Source organism: Naasia lichenicola (genome assembly GCF_004801885.1).
In the GTDB taxonomy this organism is placed as follows: Bacteria; Actinomycetota; Actinomycetes; order Actinomycetales; family Microbacteriaceae; genus Naasia; species Naasia lichenicola.
The window spans coordinates 208,267-231,895 of sequence record NZ_SSSM01000003.1; the positions used below are offsets into that span (position 1 = coordinate 208,267).

A 23,629-nucleotide genomic window follows, 5' to 3' on the forward strand; every position below is an offset into this window, starting at 1 on the left:
CGTTGCCCTTCAAGCTCGAAGCGCGTGCATGCTCGACCGGATGAGGTCGTGCTGTCGTCGCACGAGGACCAGCGGGTCCACCTCGCCGAGCTCGGCGAACGCATGGCCCTCCCACTCGCTCGACCAGTAGCCGCGGTAACCGCCCTCGACGAAGACCTTCACCAGCTCCGGGTAGTCGATCGCCGGCTCCTGCCCCGAGTCGTCGATGTCGTAGAACTTGGCGTGCACGTGCTTGATCTGAGGCATGATGTCCGCCCACTCGTGCGGGTCGACGTGGCCATGCATGTTGAAGGCGAGATGGGCGAAGGAGCCGAGGCGTCCGGGGTCGAAGTCGCGCCCGCGGAGGTAGCCGATGAACTCCTCCTGCCGCTCTCGCATGGACGCATCGGTGGACCAGATCGCCTGCAGGCGCTCGATCGCCTCGTCGTCGAGCCCGGCGCGCCGGACCGCGCGCAGCAGCGTCGGCGACATGGCGTGCATGGTCGACGAGAAGTCGGCGACGAAGCCCAGCAGCGGCGAGTCGAGCGTCTCGTAGACCTCGCGCACCTTCATGATCTCGGGAGCGTTCGGCCCCATCGGCGCGTGGATCTCGTAGGCCAGGGTGAGCTCCAGCTGCTCGGCGATGGGCAGCAGCCGCTTCAGCAGGTCGGGCTTGGCCGACTGGATGCGCACGAGCGGGAATCCGAGCTTCTTCGCGCCCTCGAACAGGACGCGGCTGAACTCGAACTCCTCGTCGGGCGTCATGTCGCGGTCGCGCCGACGGCCCATGTCGAGGTTGGCGCCGAACGAGCTCTCGTCGAAGCCGTGGCGGTCGAACGCCGCACGCCAGGTGGTGACGAACTCGTCGCTCACCAGCGGATAAGTGGGCAGCACCTGCGAGGCGACGATCTCGATGCCTGGACCGATGCCGAGCTCGGCGACCCGGTCGAGCAGTCCGTCGAAGTCGAAGTAGCCAGCCCGGAACTCGGCGCTCGCGGAGTAGAGGGTGAGCCCGAGCTTGAACGGGTCCTCCTCAGCGGCGGGCGGCGGCGCGTCCACGTCGCTGACGAGCGCCGGCGGCGCTGCCGCCGTGTCGGTCGCCGTCAGCGAGAGGGTCTGCCGGACATGGTTGGGCACGTACATCCCCGGCCCGCCGTCCTGACCCGGCATGATCTGCATGTATGGCAGGCGCAGCTCGCCGACGATCGCCACGTCGTGGGTCTCGCCGAGAGCGATCGCCGGATCCCGGCGGACGATGAGCAGCGGATGCTGCTGCAGGTACCACAGCACCTCGCTCTGGGCGGCCAGGTCGTCCAACCGGTAGCGCGTCCCCTCGAGCTCGAAGGCGATGTCGTCCTGCGCGACCTCCTCGCCGTCGACGGTGAGCGTCAGCTTGACGACCGAGGACAGCCAGAGGCTGCGGTACCACGGGATCGTCAGCGAGATGGCGTAGCCGTCCGGGTGGATGCGGAGACTGTCGTCGGTGATCAGGCCATTGGGCACGGGATTGCCTTTCGTGGAGCGGAGGTCGGACGACCTGGCGCGGTGCGCCGGGTCGTCCGGAGTGCGAGAGCGAATCAGCTCTTCAAACCGCCGGTGAAGCCCTGGATGAAGCGCTTCTGCATGATGAGGAACAAGACGGTGATCGGCACCAGCGCGACGATCAGGATGGCGAAGATGTTGTTCCACTGGGTCACGAGGCCGGTGACGTAGCTGTAGACGACGACGGGCAGGGTCGCGGCGCTCGAGCCGTTGAGGAAGATCAGCGGCGTGAAGAAGTCGTTCCACACGATGAGGCCGGTCATGATCGAGATGGTGCCCGTGGCGGGTGCGAGGAGCGGGAAGACGATCTGCACGTAGGTGCGCAGCGGCGAGGCGCCGTCGATAGTCGCCGACTCCTCATACTCGACCGGGACGGCGCGCATGAAGCCGCCGTAGAGGAACACGGCGAGGGGCATCAGCATCGCCGTGTAGACGACCGCCATGCCGAAGGGGCTGCCGAGCAGGCCGATCGCTCGGGCACCGATGTAGAGGGGTACGAGTCCGAGCTGGGCGGGGACCACGATGCCGACCAGGACCATGTAGTACACCACTGTGCTCACCCGCGAGAGCCGCCGCGTCAGCACGTAAGCGCAGGCACTGCCGAACACGATGAGCCCGATGACTGCCCCCGCGGTGATGACCGCGCTGTTGAAGAGTCCGAGCAGCAGCGTCGCTGATCCCCCGCTCTGGAACACGTCGATGAAGCTGTTGAACGTGGGGTTGGTCGCCGGCTGGAAGGCCGGGGTGGCCAGCGCGTCGGCGGAGGTCTTCAGTGCCGTGTTGATGAGCAGGTAGAACGGCAGCAGCATGATGAGGGCGGCGACCCAGAGCAGCACCTCGCGCAGCAGAGTCCACTTCGAGTAACGGAACATGATTACTTCCCTGCATTCCGGTCGCGGGTGAGGAACAGCTGAGCAGCGGCCGCGATGACGACGATGACGGTGAAGACGAGCGACAGGGCGGCGCCGTAGCCGAACTGCCCGTTCGCGAAGGTCTGGCGGTAGATCACCGTCGAGAGGGTGTCGGTGGCGCCGTACGGCCCGCCTCCTGTCATGCCCTGCACCTGGTCGAACACCTTGAGGCCCTGCGTGAGGGTGAGCGTGGTCGAGATGGCGACCGCCGGCTGCAGAAGTGGAAGGGTGATGTTGCGGAAGCGCGCCCACGGCCCGGCACCGTCGATCGCCGCGGCCTCCTCGATCTCGAGGGGGACGGTGGCGAGGCCTGCCAGGTAGATGATCATCGCCATCCCGATGTTCTGCCAGACCATCACAGCGAGGATCGTGAAGATGGCCCAGGTCGGATCGGCCAGCCAGGCGTGCTGCCAGTCGGTGAGGCCGAGGCCGCCGAGGACGGCGTTGAGCGGGCCGTTCACCTGGAAGATGAAGCGGAAGATGTAGGAGACCGCGAGCGGGCTGAGCACGACCGGGAGGAAGAGCAGGGTCCGCAGGATGTATCGGCTGCGCACTCCACGGTTGAGGCCGAGCGCCAGGATCATGCCGACGACGTTGGTGATGATGAGGAACGCGATGGCGAGGAACAGCGTGTTGCCGATCGAGCCGAAGACCTTCTTGTCGCCGACGATCCTCGTGAAGTTGTCGAAGCCGATCCACTCGAAGGACCCGATGCCCTTGAAGTCGGTGAAGGCGTAGGCCCCGCCGATCGTGGTGGCGACGTAGTGCACACCGAGCACGGCGAGCAGAGCGGGCATGGCCCACCACCACGAGCCGTACCGGGTGAGGGCCCGGCGGGGCCGGGGCCTGGACTTGCGTCCAGGCTCCGGCCGCTCAGGAACGACGGAATCGAGCGGGATCTGCTGGGTTGCGGTCATTTCTCCGGTCGATTCGTCATTGAATGGATGGTGCTGTGCTGGGGTGCCTGGTCAGTCCGTGCCCAGGGCTACCACGCAGCGTCCATGGCCTCGAGGACATCCTTCACCGTGGCCTGCTTGGTGAACAGACCCTGCACACCGGTTCCGAGTGCGTTGTAGACCTCGGCCGAGTCCCACGACGAGTTCGGCAGCGGGTAGGTCTTGCCGTCCTGGAGGAGCGTGGCGACGCCGGCGAACTGCGGCGGCAGCTTGGTGAAGTCGGCGCCGACCGCGGGGAGGTTGCCCGAGACGCTGGGGTAGACGGTTGCGCCTTCGCTGCTCGTGGCGTACTCGAGGAACTTCTTCGCGGCAACCTGGTTGGGCGACTTCGCATTGATCGCCAACGCGTAGTTCACGCTTGCCGAGATGATGGTGTCGGACGCCTTGGGCGCCGGGAACGGCTCGACCACGAAGTTCGCGTTCGGGTTGGCACCACCGAGGCCGAAGGCCGCGCCGGAGGGGATCGCACCGGCGTAGGAGGTCTCGCCCACGAGAGCGTTGGTGATGGTGTCGAAGGTTCCTGCCTCAGGCGACTCCTGGAAGCAGCCTGCGTCCTGGAGCTCTGTGAAGCGGCCCAGGGCCTCCTGCCAGCCCTTGTCATCGGCGAAGGTCACCTTGTCCGCTTCGCGCTGTTCGTTCCAGTCCGGGGTGGGCCCGTAGACGGTGTCGCCCGAGAAGACCAGGGAGAAGAAGCCCGCGTTCGGCACCACCGATGCGGCGATGACGAAGAAGGAGTGACCCTTGTCCTTCGCGATGCCGCAGTCCTTGATCAGCTCGTCGTAGGTGGTCGGGAACTCAGCGATGCCGTCCTTCTGCATGAGCGCGAGGTTGGCGACGAGACCAGCAGTGGCGAAGTCCAGGCTCTGGCCGTACACCTTGTCGTCGACGGTGAACTGGCCCTCGGCGCCCGTGGGGATCGTGGTCTTGGCATCGGTGTCATCGAGCGGCAGCAGATAGCCGCCCTCGGCGAGCGTCAGGATGCTGTAGAGCTGACCGCGTCCGGGCTGCACCTCGAACACATCCGCGGCGTTGCCCGCCTGGAGCTTGGTGGTCAGACCTTGCCCGTAGCTGTCGCCGCCCGCCTCATCGAGGGTGACCTTGTAGTCGGGGTTCGCCTTCATGAATGCGTCGGCGAGCGCCTTGTACGGCGATTCTCCGGACTCGGTCACCGGCGCGTAGAGCGTGAACTCCTTGGTATCGGTGTTCTGAGTGGGCGCGGCGGCCGGGGTTGAGGAGCATCCGGCGAGCACGACGGCGCTCGCGGCGAGAAGGGCGATTGCGGCGGGTTTGATCCCGCGACGCAGAGTTCGGCTGTGCTGTGACATTGCGAACCTTTCTTGACGGCATTGTCAAGCTCCACGATCGCGGAGCAAGGGGGTTTGTCAGAACCAGGCTGACGTTTTGAGACTACCTACTTGCGCTAGAGTTCGACATAAGCATTGGCGTTCCGGACATTGAGGGCGCTGATGAGCACCTCGGCCCTTCAGGTCACGCCGACGAACCGTGGCGGCAGAGCGCCACCGGGCCGGCCAGGCCCCATGGCCGGGTCGGAGCGTCCGCCCGATAGACCGAGAGGTCGAACCCGTCCGAAGCGGCTCTGCCGTCCGCCGCCGCGCGCGCCTCTCCGATGAGGCGGTGGGACCAGGTGTTGGTCACCCCGATCTCCAGCAGGTTCACCCCAGGTCGGATGGCGCCGGAGATGTCCAGCTCGAACGGCTCCGTCCAGGTCACTCCGATGGCGGCGCCGTTGAGTCTCACCTCGGCCAGATCCCGGACCTCCCCCAGCCTGAGGGTGACGCTGTCGCCGGCGCTCCAATCCCCCTGAGCGTTGAATTCCGCGCTCCACCAGGCGGTCCCTGAGAAGACCGATTCCTCGGCCGCCGGCCCGAACAGCGCGAGCTCTGCGTGCTCGCGATCAGGAATGCCGGCGTTCTCAGGAAATCGGACGCTCCAGGGGCCGGCGATCGGCACCGATTCCCTGCGATGTCTGGCGACGGAGGCGCTGGCGGGCTCGTCGCTCAGCAGGAGGAACCCCGACTCGTGGGCCGCCAGCGCGAGGTCCACCTCGACCCATCCTCCGTCTCGCCGAGCATCGAGCTCCGAGCGACGGCAGCGCACCGCGTCCCACCACTGCACATGCGACGCCGCGGTCCGAAGACGGATGGCGGCCGAGACCGTCGACGCGGTCGGATTGCTGACGAAGAGGATCTCCCCCTCGTCGGCGACCCGTCGGGTGAGGGCGAGCGGACCTCCTGCGACGACCCACCGGGGCTCGATGCGCTCCGATGCGAGCGCGTCCTCCAGTGTTCCGGTCAGGACCGAGCTGCGACCGTTCCCGTTGGGCGCCCACAGCTCGTCGACGAGTCGGGCGAACTGGTCGTCGTCGTCGCTCAGGCTCGGCGAGCCGATCGGACGCTCCCCCACCAGCAATGCCCCGCCGGCGATCAGCTCGGCGATCCGCCGCAGCGTGCGGAGGGTCATCCGACGCGCGGTGCCGCCGAGGTAGAGCAGCCGATATGCCGCGCCTCCCCGGGAGCGGAGCATGCCGTCCTCGTCGACGGTCACGGCGGAGGCGAGCCCGTCCGCTCCGATGAAGTCGAACTCGAAGCCTGCCGGCACCTCGTCGACGAGGCGATCGCCGAAGATGGCGGTGAGCGGCGCCTCCTCGCCGAAGAAGTAGGCGATGTCCGCCCCCGGTGCGCCCGCGTTGAGCAGCCACGACGAGCGCGCCAGGTAGTCGATCCACGCACCTGCCTGCTCTGCCCACGTCTCGTGGCGGGTGAAGGTCTGGCCCAGGTGCGGCGCGAGCGAGACCCCGGGGGCGGGTGCCTCCGAGGGCTGGTGAGGGGACGTGTGGATGCAGAAGCGGGTCACTCCGAGCAGGAGCTCCAGGTCCACGACCTGCTTGAGATCCCGCGGCGCATACGCGTAGGGGTGGCCGAAGGCGCTCATCGACTCCGCGCCGGTGAACGCCTTGCCGTACACGTGGGCGACGGAGGAGGCGCCGCGGAGGTCGGCGATGTAGGTGGGCTTGAAGCCGCGCCCCTCTTCAGGCGTCCACATGGCTCCCATGGGGACGTCGGCGTGGCTGCGCATCTGCATGTCGTCGCCGAGCTGCGGACGGTGGTCCTCCAGCGCCTCGGCGTAGTAGACGAGACCGGCCTCGTGGGCGATCCGCTCGATCGTGCCGTAATAGGCGTCGGCATAGAGCTCGGCGATGGTCTGCCGGTAGTCCCAGAGGAACCTGTCGCTGCGCTCCGGGCTGTCGAGGACGAAGCCGGCGAGCGCCGGAAGCCATGCGGTGAGGCTGTAGCCGCGTCGCCGCTCGAACTCCTCAGGCAGGCGGTCCGTGCAGTTCTGCGGGCCGGACTCGATGCTGTCGCTCAGCAGGGCGCGGATGCCGCGCGCGCCCATCAGGTCGGCGCCGACGGCATCCCGGAAGATGCCGAGCCAATCGCGCAGATAGCGCTCGACCCGAGTCGGATCGAGCTTGTCCACCTCCAGCCCCGTCGCCTCCGCGGGAGCGGGTCCGTTGGTCTGTCCGGTGAGCGAGGAGCCGAACCGGAGGATCCGCCACCGCCCGGCGGGCGCGTCCCAGGTCAGCCGTTCGTCGCCGTCGACCGCGTCGGTGAGGTCGATGACCTCGCCGATCGGCACTCCGGAGACGCCCGTGGGGGTCGGCACCGCGTAGTAGTCGGGGGTCGTGGCGAACCCGGCCTTCACCTCGGCTGCGGCGATCCGTCCGTCCGACCAGAATTCGACCTCCGAGACGAGCATCTCCGCCGCGGGCGGCGGGAAGGGGAGCGGCAGGACGCCCTCGCCCATCGGAGGGATCGACGCTGCCGCGGGCTCGCCCGTGAGAACGAGCCGGAACCAGCGGGCGGTGACCGGAGCGAAGCTCTCGGAGCGGACCGGCGACGACGAGGCGGGAAGCTCGGCGACCGGCTGGAAGCGCTCGCCGTCCGCACTGCTCTCGAGGACAGCGCGCACGGGCGGGGGCGCTCCGAATCCCCGCCGTCCCGGCAGGCCCACGGTGATCGCGCCGACCGCGGTCGGCTCGTCGAAGGAGAACTCGATCCACTCCGTCGACGTGCGCTCGTTGTCGCGCGGCAGCACGACGGCAGGCCCGAACAGGCCGTCGGTCAGCGCGCCGAGGTCGTCCACCGGAGTGCTGCTGCGGATGGAGGTGGGCCGCAGACGCACGCCCTGCTCAGGAATGGCGAGGACACGGCTGGTCCTGCTCCAGCGCGGAGCCGCGCCAGGTCGCTCGACGTCCTGGTACGGGCCTGCCGCGTCCGGCAGTCCCGGGAGCCGCACGTCGAGCGCTGAGCCGCCGTCGACGATCAGCTCGCTCCAGACGAGCTTCCTCATCGCATCGGCCGCGTCCACCCACGGCCCGCCCGCCGCGCTCCACCCGGGAGACGTCGCGATGGTCAGCTCGAGGTCGAGCTCGTCGGCCTTCTGAACGGCCGCCCGCATGGCGCGCTTCCACTCGGGAGACATGAAGACGAGCCGCTCGGACACCACCTGCGGGTGGTTCATCCCGCCCTCGAACACCTGCGCTCCGCCGATGCCCACCCGCTTCATCCACTCGAGGTCGAGCATGATCCCGGCCTCGTCGATGTTGCCGTTCATCCAGTGCCACCAGACCCGCGGCCGCGCCTCGGGCGGAGGCGCCAGGAACTCGTCCCAGAGAGCCATATCAGCGACCCACGTCAGGATGCCGTCACGTGGACCGAGACGTCCGACTCATCGATGCCGTCCGTCAGGGTGAAGCGGAGCAGGCCGGGCTCGCGCCGCCGTCGCTGGTCGTCCCAGAAGCCGATCTCGTCGGCGCCGATCCTGAACGTGATGGAGGCCGTATCGCCCGTGGACACGTGCAGTCGGGCGAAGCCGCAGAGTCTCCGCACCGGCTGAGCGACGCTGGCGACCGGATCGCTGAGGAAGAGCATCAGCACGTTGTCCGCGGACCGGGGTCCGGCGTTCCGGGTCTGGGCCGACAGTTCGAGCGAGCCGCCCGCCGCCAGCTCGGCCAGCGAGATGGACGTGCGAGTGGCCTGCAGGCCCGGCCCATCGAAGGTCGTGTAGCCGAGGCCGTGACCGAACGGGAAGCGCGGACCGAGCGGCAGGTCGAGGTACTTCGACGTGAAGGAGTCGTCGAGGTTGTTGGGTCCCTCGAGCCCGACGTCGTGCTTCGTGGCCGACAGCGATCCGGAGGTGCTCGCCGGCCGACCCGTGCGCTCGTGCTCGGAGTAGATCGGGATCTGGCCCACCGAGCGGGGGAAGGTCATGGGCACGCGTCCCGCCGGACTCACGTCGCCGGCCAGGACACGGGCGAGCGCGTCTGGCCCCTCGGTGCCGAGGTGGAAGGCGAACAGCACGGAGTCGACCCGGTCGATCCAGCGCTCGACCACCAGCGGGCGGCCCGCGAGGAGCACGACCACCACCGGCACCCCGGTATCGACGATCGCCTCGATCAGCGCGTCCTGCTCACCGGGGAGCGAGATTTCGCTGCGCGAGCTCGCCTCGCCCGACAGATGGCTGGGCTCCCCCACGGCGAGGATCACCAGATCGGACTCCCGCGCCGCGTCGACCGCGGCGGAGAGCTGGCCTGGCTCGGAGGCGAGGAATCCGGCGCCGTCCTCGACCGTCCAGGTCGCCTGCCCGAATCGCTCCCTCAAGGTCTCCTCGAGGGATCGCGAGCCGACGCCGAACCTCTGGACCCAGGCGCCGAGATGGTCGGTGCTGCGCGCGTACGGTCCGGTGAGCAGGATCCGCTTCGTGGATTCGGGATCGAGCGGCAGCAGCTCGCCGGCATCCGCCGATCCGCCGTTCTTGAGCAGGATGACGCTCCGCTCGGCGGAGGCGCGCGCGTCGGCGCGGGACTGCTCCGTCGGCGCGGAGACCGCCTTCGAGGCATCGACATAGGGATCGTCGAAGAGGCCGAGGGATTCCTTCACCGCGAGGATCCGCAGGACCGCATCGTCCACGCGCGCGACATCGAGCGCGGACGGGTCGTGCAGTGAGCTGTCGTCGACGGCGTCGCCCATCGGCGGGCCGCCCATCACGATGTCGACTCCCGCCGTGATGGACAGCGCCAGAGCCTCCGCCTCGGTCTCGGCGACGCCGTGGACCGTCAGCTGCGACGCGCCCTCCGCGTCGCCGACGACGACCCCGGCGAAGCCGAGCTCATCCTTGAGGACCTCCGAGAGCATCCACGAGTTGGCATGCATGGGGACGCCGTTGAGGGAGTTGAACGACGCCATCACGCTCGCGGCACCGGCTCGCACGCCCGCCGCGAAGGGAGGCAGATAGACGTCCCGCAGCCGGCGATTCGAGACGTCGGTCGAGTTGTAGTCGCGACCCGCCTCCGCGGCGCCATAGGCGATGAAGTGCTTGAGGCAGGCGGCGATCGAGTCCGTCGCCGCCAGGCTCGAGCCTTGATATGCGGCGACCTTCGCGGCCGCGAACGCCGAAGCGAGGAAGGGGCTCTCGCCGAAGCCCTCGACCACCCTGCCCCACCTCGGGTCGACCGAGATGTCGACCATCGGGGAGAAGGTCCAGTTCACGCCGTTCGACCGGGCCTCGGTGGCGGAGGTGCGACCGTCGAGCGCGGCGACGGCCGGATCGAACGACGACGCCTGAGCGAGCGGCGTCGGGAAGATCGTGAACTGCCCGTGCACGACGTCGAGGCCGATCAGCAGCGGGATCCCCAGCCGGGTCTCCTCGACCGCGATCCGCTGCAGCTCGTTCGTCGCCTCGGCCGAGGGTGGCCAGAACATGGCTCCGATGCCTCTGCGGACCCGGTCGTGCTGAGCGACGGTGTCCGGGATCCAGACGATCTGCAGCTGGGCGAGCTTCTCCGCCCACGTCATCCGGGCGAGGATTCCGCGGATCCTGTCGTCCTTCATCTCGGATGCCCGCTCACAGCGCCCGATAGGCGAACCGTCGGAATCGCACGGCGCCCGGACCGGCGGCGAAGATCGCGGGGCGCAGACTGAGCAGGTCGTTCACGGTGTTCGCGTTGTAGCCGCTCGTCTCGAATCGGAGACCGTGTCTGGTCCAGGTCTCGCCATCCGGGCTGTGCCACATCGACACGATGTGCTCGTCATTCCGGATGCGCAGGTGCAACACGCCGGATCCGGGTACCTGCTCCCGCCAGTGGCTGCGCCGTCCGCCGCCGTAGGTCGTCATCGTCGATCCGCCCCAGCCCATGCCGAGGAACAGCGCGTTGTCGAAGAAGAGCAGGAGGCCTCCGATCGACTGATCGTCGGCGCCTACACCCCCACTCGCGTCCTCGCGCTGATCGAGCAGTTCGACGACGACCTCGATCTCGTACGAGCGGTCGCCTGTCGGCACGGCGAGCGGAGAGCTGTCGGCCGGCCCCGTGCCCTTTCCCGCGAGGACGAGCGCGTCGCCTTCCAGCGCCACTCGGCCGAGCTCGCCGGGCGCCGGCGCATGGAATGCCCACTGGCTGCCCAGCTCGAGGGCGGTGAAGTCGTCGGAGCGGGAGACCCCCCGCAGGGACCCGACATCGGGCGCCCCCGACGAACCCGAGGCAGTGGCCGTTCCGACGATCGGCATGGGCAACGGCTGGGAGAGGTCTCCGCCGAGCGCGCGCAGCCAGCCGTCATCGGTCCATTCGGCCGGCTCGAGCAGCACCTGCCTGCCCAGGGTCCGGAAGCCGTTCTCGTAGCCGTGGTAGACGAGCCACCAGTCGCCGCTCGGCCCTTCCACGGCAGTCGCGTGCCCGCGGGACCACCAGGCCTCGTCGCTGCTGCGGGTGCGCACGATCGGGTTGGCCGGGTCGTTCTCCCACGGTCCGTGGACCGAGCGGGAGCGCGCGACGGTGACCATGTGGCCCGTGGCCGGGCCCGCGGTGCCGCCGACGGCGCTGATCAGGTAGAACCACTCACCACGGCGCAGCAGCTTGGGCCCCTCCAGCGCGTACGCCTCGGTGATCCACTCGTCGGGGTAGCGCCAGCCGTCGTACACCTGCTCGATGGGGCCGTCGGTGGCGAGGCCGTCCTCCGTCAGCCGCACCCGCCGGATGCCGCTCAGGAAGAGGTACCTGCGTCCGTCCTCGCCGACGATGTGGCCCGGGTCGATCGCCCGCTCGATGTCGAGGAAGATCGGCGCGCTCCACGGCCCCGCCATCGAATCGGCGTGGATGACGGCGATCCGCGGCGTGCTGCCGAACTCCGGCGCCCATGCCGCGGGGATGAAGGGGATGTAGATGAAGAACCGGCCTTCATGCTTCACGATGTCGACGGCGAAGACGATGGCGGGCGGGTTCGGCAGGGCGAAGGTGAGCGGCTCCCAGTTGACGAGATCCCGCGAATACTGGATCAGCAGCCCGGGAGCGGCATCGAACGACGAGGTCGTGAGGTAGTAGTCCTCGCCGTCCTTCAGGACCGAAGGGTCGGGGAAGTCGCCGCTGATCACGGGATTCCGGTACGTTCCGTCGCCGAGGTCGGCGATCCGCCGCCCCTCCACCCCGATGCCCCAGCGGGACATCAGAACATCGCCTTCGGATTGACCGCGTCCGCAGGGACGGCCTGCAGGACGTCCCAGTGCTCGACGACCTTGCCGCCTTCGAGCCGGTAGATGTCGGCAACCGCGGCGGCCGGGGCACCGGGCCGCGTGGCACGGAGATGGATGAGCGCGAGGTCGTCGTCGACGAGGATGCGCATCACGTCGAAGCGCGCGCCGTCGGCGCTGAACTTGTCCTTCAGCGCGTCCACCGCCGCCTGCGGGCCGTCGAGGATGTTCGGGTTGTGCTGGATGTAGTCCGCGGAGACGTGCGCCGCGAACGCGCCGGCGACATCCCGCTCGGCGTAGAAGATCCGGGCGAAGTCTTCGACTATCGCGCGGTTGGTGCTGGTGTCGGTCATCGCACTCCTTCGTGGCGGATGACAGCGCGGCCGGCCGCGACGGATCGCGACCGGCCGGTGCCGGATGGTGTTGCTGCGGTAGTCGGCTCGCTCAGCCCTGACCGTGCTGGGCGTACGGGTTGAGCAGCTGCGCCTTGAGCTCGTCGGGCACGCCCTCTTCGGTCGCGCTCGGGCCGTCGGCGGCGGGGAACGACTCGGTCATCGACATCGGCATGGCGCCGTTGCGGTACAGGTTGTTCGAGCCGAGGGACGGCTTCCAGATGTTCGGCTCCCAGTCGGGCACGTAGTTGCGGTAGCCGCCGGTGTTCAGCTCGATCCGGAGGCTCGACGGCTCGCGGTAGTAGAGGAAGGTCTGCTCGCCGATGCCGTGGATGGACGGTCCGTACTCGATCGGGTAGCCGTGCTCCATGAGCACATCCGCCGCGATGAGCAGCTCTTCGCGGGTGTCGACCCAGAAGGCGTAGTGGTTGATGCGGCCCGCGCGGGTCGAGCCGTCGAGGACCACGCCGAGGTCGTGCGACTTCTCGTTGGTCGTCAGGACCGAGAAGACCGAGATGGGCGCCTCGTCGAGAACCGTCTTCGCCATGATCCGGAAGCCCAGCACGTCGTTGTACCACTTCGCGAATGCGTCGACATCGCTGGCCGCGATCGTGACGTGGTCGAGCTGGCGGGGTGCGCCGGCGACCTTGGAGCGCTTCTCGGGACGGTCGGGGTAGATCGAGGCGACGGCGCCCTGCGGGGCGTGGCGCTCGACGTCCCAGAACAGGGTCATCGAGTGGCCCCACGGCCCGACGAACTCGTAGGAGCGGCCGATGCCGACGCCCTTCTCCGACCAGGTGCCGGTGACGCCGGCGGCCTCGATGCGTCGAGCGGCCTCGTCCAGCGCCTCGTCGCTCGTGGTGCGCCAGGCCATGGTGGCGAGGCCCGGCTCGTCGCCCTTGCGCACGATCACGGAGTAGCGGTAGTAGTCACCCCAGCAGCGGAGGTACACGTCGCCGTCGATGCGGTCCGTGACGGTGAGCCCCACGTGCTCCTCGTAGAACTCGGTGGACTCCTCGACGTTCGGCGTCGTGATCGCGACGAAGGCGAGGTGGGAGAGCAGCTTGATCATCGTTGACCTTTCGAGGTGGATGCGGGTCCCACTTTGCGCGAGCGCCGGCTCATCAGGGAATACCGGAGTTCTAATGCGCTCCATCGGTGGCGTCGATGCGCGGGCGGCGACGGCCGGGCTTCCGGGCCGCTCGCCCGTTGGCCCGCTACTGGGTTATCAGCAAAGCGGATAGTGCGGATCAGCAACGGCTTGTTCCCGGATACCGTCTTCGTGGCTTCAATGAGACTGCTCCGCATCGCGCGGAGCGACTCGGATGCGCATCGTGGCCGTCCAGCGGGCTCTGCCCGCGGCTGCTCTGTCGCTCGGGAATCGATGGAGGTCGTTCAGTGTCGAATTCTTCCCTTACCGCTGAGGTGGCGACTGCCCGACAGGCAGGCGTCGGCCAGGGCGTGCTGCTGCTGGCCGGCAGCTGCATGCCGATCCTCGGTTCGGTCCTCATCACACCTGTGCTGCCGCAGCTGTCCGCGGAGTTCGCCGACGTGCCCGGCTCCGAGGTGCTCGTGCCGATGGTCGTCGCCATCCCGGCGCTGATGATCGCGATCTTCGCGCCGTTCGCCGGCCAGATCGTCGACCGCGTCGGACGCAAGGTGCTCCTGATCATCGCCATGATCGCCTACGCCTTCGTGGGCACGGCGCCGGCCTGGCTGCAGGGCCTGCCCGAGATCCTCGCGAGCCGAGTGCTCGTCGGCATCTGCGAGGCCGCCATCATGACGGTCTGCACGACGCTCATCGTCGACTACTTCCACGAGAAGCGGCGCAACCGCTATCTCGCGGCGCAGACCATCGCGACGACGCTCGCCGCGACCGTCTTCATCGCCCTCGGTGGTGCGCTCGGCACCGGCGGCTGGCACGCGCCGTTCTGGGTGTACGCCATCAGCCTGCTGATCGCCATCCCGATGATCTTCGCCCTCTGGGAGCCCCGTCGGTCGGAGGGCGACGCGAACGGCGCTGTCGCCGCCGCCCGGGTTCCGATCCCGTGGGGCCGGATCGCCGGTCCGCTCGCCGTGACCCTGTTCAGCGGCTTCAGCTTCTACGTGATCATCATCGAGGCGAGCTACCTCGTTGTCGGGACCGGCATCGCGGCCACCGACACGGCGGTCATCGGCGCGGTCGCCGCGGGCGCATCGCTCGCCACCGCCATCGGCGGCCTGACCTTCGTTCGCGCCATCCGGATCGGCGTCTCGCGCCTGCTGCCGATCGCCTTCGTGATCCAGGCCGTCGGGATGCTCGTGATCTGGTTCGTGCCGGGTCTCACCGGTGTCGCCATCGGAGCGATCATCGCCTCGTTCGGCTCCGGCTTCCTGCTGCCGTCGCTGCTGCGCTGGGTGATCGCGACGACCCAGTTCGCCGAGCGCGGGCGGGTGACGGGACTCTGGACCGCGGCCTTCTTCCTCGGCCAGTTCCTCACCCCGATCCTCATCGCCGTGATCGGCGCGGCGGCGGGATCGCTGACCGCAGCGGTCGGCGTCGTCGGCATCATCGCCGTCGTGATCGCCGTGCTCGTCGGCGTCTCGCTGCGCCGCAACACCGCGGGCGTCGAGGTCCAGGCCGCCTGAGCCCGGTCTGAGTCGCATGCGCGAGGGGCGGTCGTCGGCGAGAGCTGCGACCGCCCTTCTGCGTGCGGGGAGAAGCCTCAGCCCTGGGGCAGGAGCGCGGCCGCCTCGGCGAACTGCTGGCGCATCCAGATGTGCTCGGGGTCGTGCGTGTAGGCGGGATGCCACCAGAGCGCGTTGGTGATCGGCGTCGCATCGAAGGGCGGATCGAACACCTCGACTCCGCCCATCGCGAGCGCGAGATCGGCCAGACCCGCCTGGATCAGCCCCAGCCTGCGGGTGCCGGCGATGAAGGTGGGCAGGGTGACGAAGCTCTCGAGCACCGCCTCCACCCGCGGCTCGATGCCGAGCTGCTGGATCTGCCGTCCTGCCGAGGTGAACGCCGTCCGGGACTGGTAGGTGAACACCCAGGGCGATTCGGCGATCGTCGTCATGGTCATGCCGTGGCGCGTGTCGGGGTTCCCGGTGGCGGCGAGGATCACCCAGCTGTCCCGCCACAGGTCGATGAACGGCAGTCCGCTCATCGGCCCGTGCGGCATGAGGATGCCGTCCGCGGTGCGCAGGCGCTCATGGACGTCCTCGACGATCTGCGTCGTGTGCAGCATGAAGCGGAACTTGATCGACGGCGCCCGATCCATCGCGAGCAGCGAGACCGCTCGACCGGTCGTCGCGAAAGAGTAGTCCGAGCCGTAGATGGAGAACTCCCGCACCGCGGCCTCGGCACTCCAGTCGGCCTGGCTGTGGAATACCCGTCGCGACATCTCGAGGGCGGCGGTGGTGTGCTCGGCCAGGCGGACCGCCAGCGGGGTCAGGTCGTAGCTGTTCCCCCGCCGCGCGAGGATCGGGTCGCCGAAATGGGTGCGCAGACGGGCGAGAGCCGCCGAGAGCGCCGGCTGGCTGAGCTGCAGTCGCTCGGCCGCACGGGAGACGCTTCGTTCGGTGAGCAGGGCGTCGAGCGCCACCAGGAGGTTGAGATCGAGGCGCGCCAGAGAACGCTGATCAGCCGTCGTCGCCTCCTTCGCCGTCGATCGACATGGTCGATCGACCTGCCCTCCTCGAACCGGCGGCGGGCTGGCCAAAGTATAAGCACCATGGATTCACGGCATAGCCAGATAGGCATTCCTTAGGTCGCCGGGCGACCCGGATAGTGGAGAAGGCACCCGCGCTCCCCCGCGCCCCGAAAGGATCGACGATGATCAGCCTGCTCTCCCACCTCTCCTATGTGGCGATCACCGCTCCCGATGTCGAGGCGTCGGTCGAGTTCTACAAGAACGAGGTCGGCCTGACCGAGGTCGCCCGCAAGGACGGATCCGTCTACCTGCGCTGCTGGGGCGACTACTACGCCTACTCGGTCGTCGTCGCGCCCGGAGACGAGCCGACACTGCAGACCATGGCCTGGCGCACCACCTCGCCCGAGGCGCTCGAGGAGGCGGTCCGTCGCATCGAGGAGGCCGGCGTCGAGGGCGAGTGGTTCGACGGCTACCAGATCGGCCGCGCCTACCGCTTCACCGGCCCGTTCGGGCACTCGATGACCCTGCACTGGGATGTCGTCCGGCACCGCTCCGAGCCGCACGTCGCGTCGATCTACCCCGACCGCCCTGAGAAGCGCTCCAAGATCGCCGGCGCACCCCGCCAGCTCGACCACGTCACCATCGCGGCCAGCGATGTCGACGGCTTCGCCAAGTGGTACAACGAGGTGCTCGGCTTCCGCATCATGGCCCGCACCGTGCTCGACCAGGCGCCCATCTCGGTGTTCTCCGTGCTGACCACCAACGAGAAGTCCCATGACCTCGGCGTCGTGCTCGACGGCTCGACCCGCCCCGGTCGGATCAACCACTACGCGTTCTGGGTCGACACCCACGAGGAGCTGCTGATCGCGGCGGACACCCTCATGGAGCGGGACATCCCGATCGAGTACGGACCCTCCATCCACGGGATCGGCGAGCAGACGTTCCTCTACTACCGCGAGCCGTCCAGCATGCGCATCGAGCTGAACACGGGCGGCTACCGCAACTACGTCCCCGACTGGCAGCCCAACACCTGGAAGCCGTCGCTCGGCTCGAGCAACCTCTACCGCAACGGCGCCATGCCCATGTCGATGACCGAGTCGTTCCCCGCCGCCGACGGTCCGACCGCGACGGAGGAGGGCGTGCCGACCGAGCTCCAGGACGCCCTGCTCAACCCGTACACTCAGCACGGCTGAGCCCAGGCCCGTCTTCGGAGGCTCGCCCACGCGCCCTCCGGTACGACATCCGTCACGACTCGAGGAGGACATCTTGACGACACCAGCAGCCGGCAGCAAGCCGAGCGAGGATCCCGCGGACATCGATCGGCGGGACCCGGAGTCGGAGATCTACGCCCGCGCGACGGCGTACCGCAACTGGGGCCGCTGGGGCGACGACGACGTCCTCGGCACCCTGAACTTCATCGACGCGGCCAAGCGGATCGAGGCGGCAGGCCTCGTCCGCGAGGGCCGGGTCGTCTCGCTGTCCCTCGCGTTCAACACCGACGGACCGCAGAAGGGCTGGCGCCGACGCGTCAATCCGATCCACACCATGACCGACACCGGCTCCGACGCCGAGCTCGGCAACCAGGGCTTCCCGCACGGCATCGGCGGCGCGGACGACTACATCACCATGCCCCTGCAGAGCTCGACGCAGTGGGACGGCCTCGGCCACATCTTCGACCACGGCAAGGCCTGGAACGGTCGCCGTGCCGGAACCACCGTGACCAGCGACGGCGACCTGGTGACGGGCATCGAGCACGCCGCGGACGTGATCGTCTCGCGCGGCGTCCTGCTCGACGTCGGCCGCTTCCTCGCCCCTGAGACGGGCGAGCTGCCCAACGGCTACGGCGTCACGGCGGCAGACCTCGACGCGTGCATCGCCGCGCAGGGCACGTCGTCGACGGTCGGCCGAGGCGACATCGTCGTGGTTCGCACCGGCCGTCTGGCCCGCGCCCGCCGTGACGGCTGGGACGACTACGCGGGCGGCGAGGCCGCCGGCATCTCGCTCACCGCAGCGGGCTGGATCCACCGGACCGAGATCGCCGCCATCGCGACCGACACCTGGGGTTTCGAGGTGCGTCCGAACGAGTTCGACGTTCCCTCGTTCCAGCCGCTGCACCAGGTCGCGATCCCGAACATGGGGCTGACCATCGGCGAGATGTGGGACCTGGACGAGCTCGCCGTGGCCTGCGCGGAGCTCGGCCGGTTCGACTTCCTGCTCTCGGCACCGCCGCTGCCGATCACCGGCGCGGTCGGCTCGCCGGTCAATCCGGTCGCCATCCTCTGACGCGCACCCGCGCCGTCACGCACCAGCTCCATCAGCAGCAGATCCACACGAACAGATCTACAGGAACAGAGAGGTTCTGACATGACCGCAATCTCCTCAGCGGCGATCATCGGATCGGGAGTCGCCGGCTTGGCGGCCGGCATCCAGCTCGCCAAGGCGGGCGTCCGCGTCGACCTGTTCGAGGCCAAGCCCGAACTCGGGCTGGGCGGCTCCGGGATCTCCCTCCAGGGCAATGCGCTCCGGGTGTTCGACTCGCTCGGCGTCTGGGAGGAGATCCAGGCTGCCGGGTTCACCTTCGAGGGCCTCAACCTGCGCGCGCCCGGCCCGGGCGCGCCCGTCGTCGCCGCGCTGCCCGACGTCAAGTCCGGCGGCCCGGACTACCCCGCGGCGATGGGCATGCCCCGCGCCGAGCTCGCGCAGATCCTCTTCGCCCGTGCGGAGAGCGTCGGCGTCACCGTGCGCTTCGGCGCCCGGGTCACCGGCATCGAGCAGAGCGAGGACGGCGCCGAGCTGCTCGTCGACGGCGAGAGCGTCGGAACCTACGACCTCGTGATCGGCGCCGACGGGCTCAACTCGACCGTCCGCGACCTGATCGGCATCGACACCAAGCCGCAGCCGAACGGCATGGGCATCTGGCGGACCTTCGTCTCGCGCCCCGCCGAGGTCGAGCGGAGCGAGCTGTACTACGGCGGTCCGGTCTTCATCGCGGGCTACACGCCGACCGGCGAGAACAGCATGTACGCCTTCCTCGTCGAGCGGGCCCAGGACCGCACCGGGCTCGACGACGCGGAGGCCGCGCGCATCATGATCGAGGAGTCGCGCGCCTACCAGGGTCCGTGGAACGACATCCGTGCCGACCTCGAGAAGGGCGCGACGGCCAACTACACCTGGTTCACCAGCCACCTCGTGCCCGCTCCCTGGAACCGGGGCCGCGTGGTGATCATCGGCGATGCGGCGCACTCCTGCCCGCCCACGATCGCGCAGGGCGCGGCGCAGGGACTCGAGGACGCCTACGTGCTGACCGAGCTGCTCGTGAAGGCGGACGTCCTGGACGAGGCGCTCTGGGAGGAGTTCCACACCCGCCGCATCGTGCGCGCGCAGGCGGTCGTCGAGGCGTCGACCCAGCTGGCCCAGTGGCAGCTCGATGGCAACCGCGACGCGGACGCCGGCGCCCTCATCTTCGGCATCGCGCAGAAGATGGCCCTCCCCGCATGAGGATCGCCCGCTGGATCTCGGCCGACGGCAGCATCGGCGAGGGCTTCGTGGTCGGCGAGGCGGAGGCGACGAGAGTCGTGGACTTCCCGGACGCCGGCACCGTCGCGACGGTCCTCGCCGCCGGCCTGAGTGCGGCACGCACGCTGCACGATCGGGTCGGCTCGGCGCTCGACGTCGATGCGACGCTCGGCACCGAGCTGGCCGAGGTGCGGCTCATCGCACCCGTCGCTCCCCCGTCGGTGCGCGACTTCGTCACGTTCGAGGAGCACGTCGAGGGCGTCAGCGCCGGTGTCGAGGGGAAGAGCCACGTCGCGGACGAGTGGTACGAGGCGCCCACCTTCTACTTCACCAATCCGCACACCATCAGGGCCACCGGCGACGTCGTCGCGATCCCCGAGACGCGTCGACTCGACTTCGAGCTCGAGCTCGCCGTGGTCATCGGCGGCGTCGACGGATCCACCGGCGAGACCCTCGACACCGCTGCCGCCGCCGACCACATCTTCGGCTACACCGTGATGAACGACTGGTCGGCGCGGGACCTGCAGGCGCGCGAGATGAAGGTGCGCCTCGGGCCGTGCAAGGGCAAGGACTTCGGCACGACCCTCGGCCCGTGGATCGTGACGTCGGACGAGCTCGAGCAGTTCGTCGACTCCGACGGCTTCCTCGCCGTGCACGCCGAGGTCCACGTCAACGGGACCCTGGTCGGCGAGGACCTCGTCTCGAACATGGGCTGGACCTTCCCCGAGCTGGTCGCCTACGCGTCCCGCAACTCCGTCGTCGTGCCCGGTGACGTCCTGGGCTCGGGCACCGTCGGCAACGGCGGCTGCCTCGGCGAGCTGTGGGGCCGGGGCTCGTCCATCCCGCCGCTCGAACCGGGCGACGAGGTGCGGATGATCATCGAGGGCGTCGGCGAGATCGTCAACGTCGTCGGAGACCGCGTTCCGGCGCCGACCCTGCCCGCCGCCCGCACGCGCACCCGCCAGCGCACCCGCTGACCGCGGGCTGGCCCGCGGCCTGACAGCGCCGAATTGACGAAAATGGCTCCCAAAACTCAGATTTGGGAGCCATTTTCGGCAATTCGCGCGGGTCAGGCGGGCTGCTCGGCCGCCTGCAGCTCGTCGAAGGTCTCCGCCACCCAGTCGGCGATGATCCCGGCGACGTAGGTCAGATTGTCGATCGAGATGTGCTCCGTGCCGCCCTCGGGGTCGTCGAAGATGCGCAGCTCGCGCTTCGGGGAGTTGACGGCCTGGTCGTAGGACTGGTGCGCGTACTTCACGTTGATCTGCCGGTCGCCGGCTCCGTGCGTGATGAGGAACGGCACGGTGATCTTGTCGACCACGCCGTTGAGGTGCATGTTCTTCGTCTTCTCGATGAAGTCGTCCATGTCGGACGCTCCCCAGACCCAGAAGACGTGGTCCCAGTAGTGCGGCACGGGGTTCTCGCCCTCGCGCTGGCGGCGACCCTCCTGGACCTCGAACCAGTTGTGGTTCGCGCCCCATGCGACGCCGAGCTTGAGGCGCTTCTCGAAGGCGAGCGCGCGGGGGGCGTAGTAGCCTCCGAGCGACCAGCCGCTGATCCCGATCTGCTCGGTGTCCACGCCCAGCTCGTCGGCGTTCGCCTCGAGCCAGTCGATGATCGGGCCGGCCCAGACCTCGGTGTTGTACTGCGCGTGCAGGCCGCGCAGCCGCAGCGCCTCGCCGGATCCGGGGGTGTCCATCATCAGGGTCGAGATGCCGCGGACGGCGAGCATCTGCGGGAACCCGGAGTAGTACATCATCTCCTTGGTCGAGTCCAGGCCGTTGAACATGATGATGACCGGCTTGGGTCCGTCGCCCGGCGCGCGGTAGAAGTAGCCCGGCAGCAGAGCACCCTCGAAGGGCACATCGACGGTGATCAGCGGGGCGCCGCTGAGCTCGACGTGCTTGAGCAGCAGGTCGATCGACTTCTGGTAGGCGGCGTTGCGTCCCTCCCACTTCGGAGACTGCAGGCGCTCGGCCTGCGAGGTGTAGAGCGATGCGCGGTAGTAGGTCTCCCCCGCGCCGATGCGGCGGCCGCGGGCCTCGTCGTCCTGCGCCTTGGCGATGAGCCGGTCGGCGACGGCGGACCACGATGCGTAGAGCTCCTCGGTGCCGGCGTCGTCGCCGTTCTGAGCAGCGATCAGCACGGGCTTGCAGGCACGGTCGATCTCGTCGATGTAGCCGCCGTTGTTGAGACTGGCGACGACCGCCATGCTCCACACGTAGTTGGTCGGGAAGTACATGAACATCGGGGATGGTCCTCACGATCTCGTAGCTGGGCTGGCCGAGCTCCTGAATGGAGCTGAGCGCACGCGCGGAAGATCGAAGGACTCCCTCGTCACCGACGCACAGTTCGAACCCCTCCGACGCTACGGAGGTCGGCGCGATCACGGAAGAAGAGGTGGCTAATGCGGCCCATCGGTGCCAGTGATATCGGGCGGTCCTGATCGAGGTCGATCAGTCGGCGATGAGGGTGCCCCCGTCGACCACGATGGTCTGACCCGAGGTGAACGCGCCGGCCTCGGAGGCGAGCCACAGCACCGTGCCCGCCACATGCTGCGGGCTGCCGAAGCGGCGCAGCGGAGTCTTGGCGAGCCGCTGGTCGGCGATCGACGGATCGGAGGTGATGGGGCGGGCGAACGGGGTGTCGATGACACCTGGTGCGACGGCGTTGACCCGGATGTTCTGAGGACCCCACTGCACGGCCAGGTTGCGGGCGAGCTGCGCATTGGCCGCCTTCGTGATGCCGTACAGCCCGATCTGCCGGTTGCCGCGCAGCCCCGCGATGCTCGACATGACGATGAGGCTGCCGCCGCCCGCCTCCGCCATCCGCGGGAAGGCCGCTCCCGCGAGGTGCAGGATGCTGCGCACGTGCACGTCGAACATCACGTCGAGCTGCTCGTCGAGCTCGACGGGGGCGGTCGTCATGGGGTCCGTGTCGATCGCGAGCCCCGCGTTGCAGACGATGGAGTCGAGGCGACCGAAATGGGCGTAGACGGAGTCCACCAAATCCGCGAGCTCATCGGGGCGACGCACATCGCAGCCCCGCCCGCTGACAGGGAGTCCCTCGTCCGCCAGCTCGGCGGCGATCCGGACGGCGTCGTCCGCGACCAGGCCGGTCAGGATCGTCCGCGCCCCGGCGGAGGCGAGGAGGCGCGCGGTGGCGTAGCCGATCCCCGAGGTGGCGCCTGTCACGATGGCCACCCGGCCGTCGAGGGAGAACAGCTGCGCCGCCGAAAGCACGTCGGGTGCGGATGAGACCGGGGCTGCGGACGAGCCGGTCGGCTGAGTCATGGGTTCGGGACCTCCGGTGCGGGTGACGTCGTCGAGGCGGCTCGGGCGATGACATCGGACATGTACTTGACCCCGCCCGACGAGCTGTATCCGCCGTCGATGGGGATCTCCGCGCCGTTGACGTAGGAGGCCAGGTCGGAGAGAAGGAAGGCGACCACCGCCGCGACCTCATCGGGCTGGCCGGTGCGCTCGAGCGGGGTGAGCGCGAGCTGCGCCTCGGTCATGATCGCCGGCGCGGACGCCATCATCGGCGTCTCGATGTAGCCGGGATGCACGATGTTCGTCCGGATCCCCCGGGGCCCGAACTCCGTGGCGGCCACGGCGCTGAGGCCGCGCAGGCCCCACTTGGATGCCGTGTAGGCGACGGTGTGGTGCGGGGTCAGCGCCGCCGCCGACCCGACGTTGACGATGGATGCGCCCGAGGACATCAGCGGGACCATCGCCTGGATGCCGAGCATCGCGCCGGTGAGGTTGATGCCGATCACCCGGTTCCAATCGGTCAGCTCGATCTCGCCGAGCCTCGCCCGGAAGGCGATGCCTGCGTTGTTGACCAGCCCGTGCACGCCCTCGCCGATCCCCTGGGCCAGTGCCGACCACCCGTCGGCCGAGGCCACGTCGAGCTGCCGGTAGCGCACGGCATCGCCGTACTCGGCGGTCGCCGCCGCGAAGTCGTCCGATGCCTCCGCGGCGAGGTCGGTGGCGATCACCCGGGCTCCGCTCGCGGCGAGGATGCGCGTCTCGGCGATCCCCTGTCCGCCTGCAGCGCCCGTGACGACGACCAGCTTGCCGGCGAGGCCCGGAAGCCGGTGCTGCTCTGGGAGCTCTAGGGTCATGGATGCGACTCTCCTCCTGCGCCCGCCATCG

General features: G+C 69.0%; 18 protein-coding genes. 5 read left to right on the forward strand and 13 right to left on the reverse strand.

Translation table 11 applies throughout. The features are described from left to right. Window positions 1-9: 9 nt before the first annotated feature. The 9 genes from E6C64_RS06165 to E6C64_RS06205 form a co-directional block, all read right to left on the reverse strand. Window positions 10-1,482 carry a C-glycoside deglycosidase beta subunit domain-containing protein gene (locus E6C64_RS06165; RefSeq protein ID WP_136426771.1) on the reverse strand — a complete coding sequence of 491 codons (1,473 nt, stop codon included), beginning with the start codon at window positions 1,480-1,482 and terminating at the stop codon, window positions 10-12. A gap of 74 nt (window positions 1,483-1,556) precedes the next feature. Beyond that, window positions 1,557-2,393, reverse strand: a complete 837-nt coding sequence (locus E6C64_RS06170) for a carbohydrate ABC transporter permease (protein WP_136426772.1) — start codon at window positions 2,391-2,393, stop codon at window positions 1,557-1,559. Between the two features lie 2 nt (window positions 2,394-2,395). After that, window positions 2,396-3,349, reverse strand: a complete 954-nt coding sequence (locus E6C64_RS06175) for a carbohydrate ABC transporter permease (protein WP_136426773.1) — start codon at window positions 3,347-3,349, stop codon at window positions 2,396-2,398. Window positions 3,350-3,417: 68 nt separating this feature from the next. Continuing rightward, the gene (locus E6C64_RS06180) at window positions 3,418-4,713 is read right to left on the reverse strand and encodes an ABC transporter substrate-binding protein (protein ID WP_136426774.1); all 1,296 of its coding nucleotides are present in this window, start codon (window positions 4,711-4,713) and stop codon (window positions 3,418-3,420) included. A 163-nt stretch (window positions 4,714-4,876) separates the two neighbouring features. Next, window positions 4,877-8,089, reverse strand: coding sequence for a glycosyl hydrolase (locus E6C64_RS06185; RefSeq protein WP_136426775.1), 3,213 nt, complete (start codon window positions 8,087-8,089; stop codon window positions 4,877-4,879). 14 nt (window positions 8,090-8,103) lie between these two features. Further along, window positions 8,104-10,299, reverse strand: a complete 2,196-nt coding sequence (locus E6C64_RS06190) for a glycoside hydrolase family 3 N-terminal domain-containing protein (protein WP_136426776.1) — start codon at window positions 10,297-10,299, stop codon at window positions 8,104-8,106. Between the two features lie 13 nt (window positions 10,300-10,312). Beyond that, window positions 10,313-11,905: a family 43 glycosylhydrolase gene (locus tag E6C64_RS06195; RefSeq protein ID WP_136426777.1), complete on the reverse strand. Its 1,593-nt coding sequence runs from the start codon at window positions 11,903-11,905 to the stop codon at window positions 10,313-10,315. Beyond that, window positions 11,905-12,282: a nuclear transport factor 2 family protein gene (locus E6C64_RS06200; protein ID WP_136426778.1), complete on the reverse strand. Its 378-nt coding sequence runs from the start codon at window positions 12,280-12,282 to the stop codon at window positions 11,905-11,907. The genes E6C64_RS06195 and E6C64_RS06200 overlap by 1 nt, the downstream gene beginning before the upstream one ends. Before the next feature lie 91 nt (window positions 12,283-12,373). Next, complete coding sequence (locus E6C64_RS06205) at window positions 12,374-13,393, reverse strand: VOC family protein (protein WP_136426779.1); 1,020 nt, start codon at window positions 13,391-13,393, stop codon at window positions 12,374-12,376. A gap of 326 nt (window positions 13,394-13,719) precedes the next feature. On the opposite strand from E6C64_RS06205, the gene E6C64_RS06210 reads away from it, so the two are divergent. Continuing rightward, the gene (locus E6C64_RS06210; RefSeq protein WP_233255494.1) at window positions 13,720-14,949 is read left to right on the forward strand and encodes an MFS transporter; all 1,230 of its coding nucleotides are present in this window, start codon (window positions 13,720-13,722) and stop codon (window positions 14,947-14,949) included. A gap of 77 nt (window positions 14,950-15,026) precedes the next feature. Here the strand turns inward: E6C64_RS06210 and E6C64_RS06215 are convergent, their stop codons facing one another. Further along, window positions 15,027-15,908: a LysR family transcriptional regulator gene (locus E6C64_RS06215; protein ID WP_233255495.1), complete on the reverse strand. Its 882-nt coding sequence runs from the start codon at window positions 15,906-15,908 to the stop codon at window positions 15,027-15,029. A gap of 230 nt (window positions 15,909-16,138) precedes the next feature. Here E6C64_RS06215 and E6C64_RS06220 point away from each other — a divergent pair, with 230 nt between their 5' ends. From E6C64_RS06220 to E6C64_RS06235, 4 genes are all read left to right on the forward strand, one after another. Further along, window positions 16,139-17,149, forward strand: a complete 1,011-nt coding sequence (locus tag E6C64_RS06220; RefSeq protein ID WP_136426780.1) for a VOC family protein — start codon at window positions 16,139-16,141, stop codon at window positions 17,147-17,149. Between the two features lie 73 nt (window positions 17,150-17,222). Then, on the forward strand, window positions 17,223-18,239 hold the full coding sequence (locus E6C64_RS06225; RefSeq protein WP_438941844.1) for a cyclase family protein: 1,017 nt from the start codon (window positions 17,223-17,225) through the stop codon (window positions 18,237-18,239). 81 nt (window positions 18,240-18,320) lie between these two features. Then, window positions 18,321-19,454, forward strand: coding sequence for an FAD-dependent monooxygenase (locus tag E6C64_RS06230; RefSeq protein ID WP_136426782.1), 1,134 nt, complete (start codon window positions 18,321-18,323; stop codon window positions 19,452-19,454). Further along, window positions 19,451-20,449: a fumarylacetoacetate hydrolase family protein gene (locus tag E6C64_RS06235; protein ID WP_136426783.1), complete on the forward strand. Its 999-nt coding sequence runs from the start codon at window positions 19,451-19,453 to the stop codon at window positions 20,447-20,449. Before E6C64_RS06230 ends, E6C64_RS06235 begins: the two co-directional genes overlap by 4 nt. 92 nt (window positions 20,450-20,541) lie before the next feature. Here E6C64_RS06235 and E6C64_RS06240 read toward each other — a convergent pair whose 3' ends face one another. The 3 genes from E6C64_RS06240 to E6C64_RS06250 all read right to left on the reverse strand — a co-directional run bounded on the left by E6C64_RS06240 (window position 20,542) and on the right by E6C64_RS06250 (window position 23,598). After that, window positions 20,542-21,720, reverse strand: coding sequence for an alpha/beta hydrolase family protein (locus E6C64_RS06240; protein ID WP_136426784.1), 1,179 nt, complete (start codon window positions 21,718-21,720; stop codon window positions 20,542-20,544). Window positions 21,721-21,928: 208 nt separating this feature from the next. Further along, entirely contained in the window at window positions 21,929-22,765 is an 837-nt protein-coding gene (locus tag E6C64_RS06245) for an SDR family NAD(P)-dependent oxidoreductase (RefSeq protein ID WP_136426785.1), read from the reverse strand. Continuing rightward, entirely contained in the window at window positions 22,762-23,598 is an 837-nt protein-coding gene (locus tag E6C64_RS06250; RefSeq protein WP_136426786.1) for an SDR family NAD(P)-dependent oxidoreductase, read from the reverse strand. Before E6C64_RS06250 ends, E6C64_RS06245 begins: the two co-directional genes overlap by 4 nt. Window positions 23,599-23,629 lie beyond the last annotated feature (31 nt).

Coding starts and splice junctions, on each gene's coding strand:
- E6C64_RS06170 (WP_136426772.1), bottom strand. CDS start 2,393: ATGTTCCGTTACTCGAAGTGGACTCTGCTGCGCGAGGTGCTGCTCTGG.
- E6C64_RS06175 (WP_136426773.1), bottom strand. CDS start 3,349: ATGACCGCAACCCAGCAGATCCCGCTCGATTCCGTCGTTCCTGAGCGG.
- E6C64_RS06180 (WP_136426774.1), bottom strand. CDS start 4,713: ATGTCACAGCACAGCCGAACTCTGCGTCGCGGGATCAAACCCGCCGCA.
- E6C64_RS06185 (WP_136426775.1), bottom strand. CDS start 8,089: ATGGCTCTCTGGGACGAGTTCCTGGCGCCTCCGCCCGAGGCGCGGCCG.
- E6C64_RS06190 (WP_136426776.1), bottom strand. CDS start 10,299: ATGAAGGACGACAGGATCCGCGGAATCCTCGCCCGGATGACGTGGGCG.
- E6C64_RS06195 (WP_136426777.1), bottom strand. CDS start 11,905: ATGTCCCGCTGGGGCATCGGGGTGGAGGGGCGGCGGATCGCCGACCTC.
- E6C64_RS06200 (WP_136426778.1), bottom strand. CDS start 12,282: ATGACCGACACCAGCACCAACCGCGCGATAGTCGAAGACTTCGCCCGG.
- E6C64_RS06205 (WP_136426779.1), bottom strand. CDS start 13,393: ATGATCAAGCTGCTCTCCCACCTCGCCTTCGTCGCGATCACGACGCCG.
- E6C64_RS06220 (WP_136426780.1), top strand. CDS start 16,139: ATGATCAGCCTGCTCTCCCACCTCTCCTATGTGGCGATCACCGCTCCC.
- E6C64_RS06230 (WP_136426782.1), top strand. CDS start 18,321: ATGACCGCAATCTCCTCAGCGGCGATCATCGGATCGGGAGTCGCCGGC.
- E6C64_RS06235 (WP_136426783.1), top strand. CDS start 19,451: ATGAGGATCGCCCGCTGGATCTCGGCCGACGGCAGCATCGGCGAGGGC.
- E6C64_RS06240 (WP_136426784.1), bottom strand. CDS start 21,720: ATGTTCATGTACTTCCCGACCAACTACGTGTGGAGCATGGCGGTCGTC.
- E6C64_RS06245 (WP_136426785.1), bottom strand. CDS start 22,765: ATGACTCAGCCGACCGGCTCGTCCGCAGCCCCGGTCTCATCCGCACCC.
- E6C64_RS06250 (WP_136426786.1), bottom strand. CDS start 23,598: ATGACCCTAGAGCTCCCAGAGCAGCACCGGCTTCCGGGCCTCGCCGGC.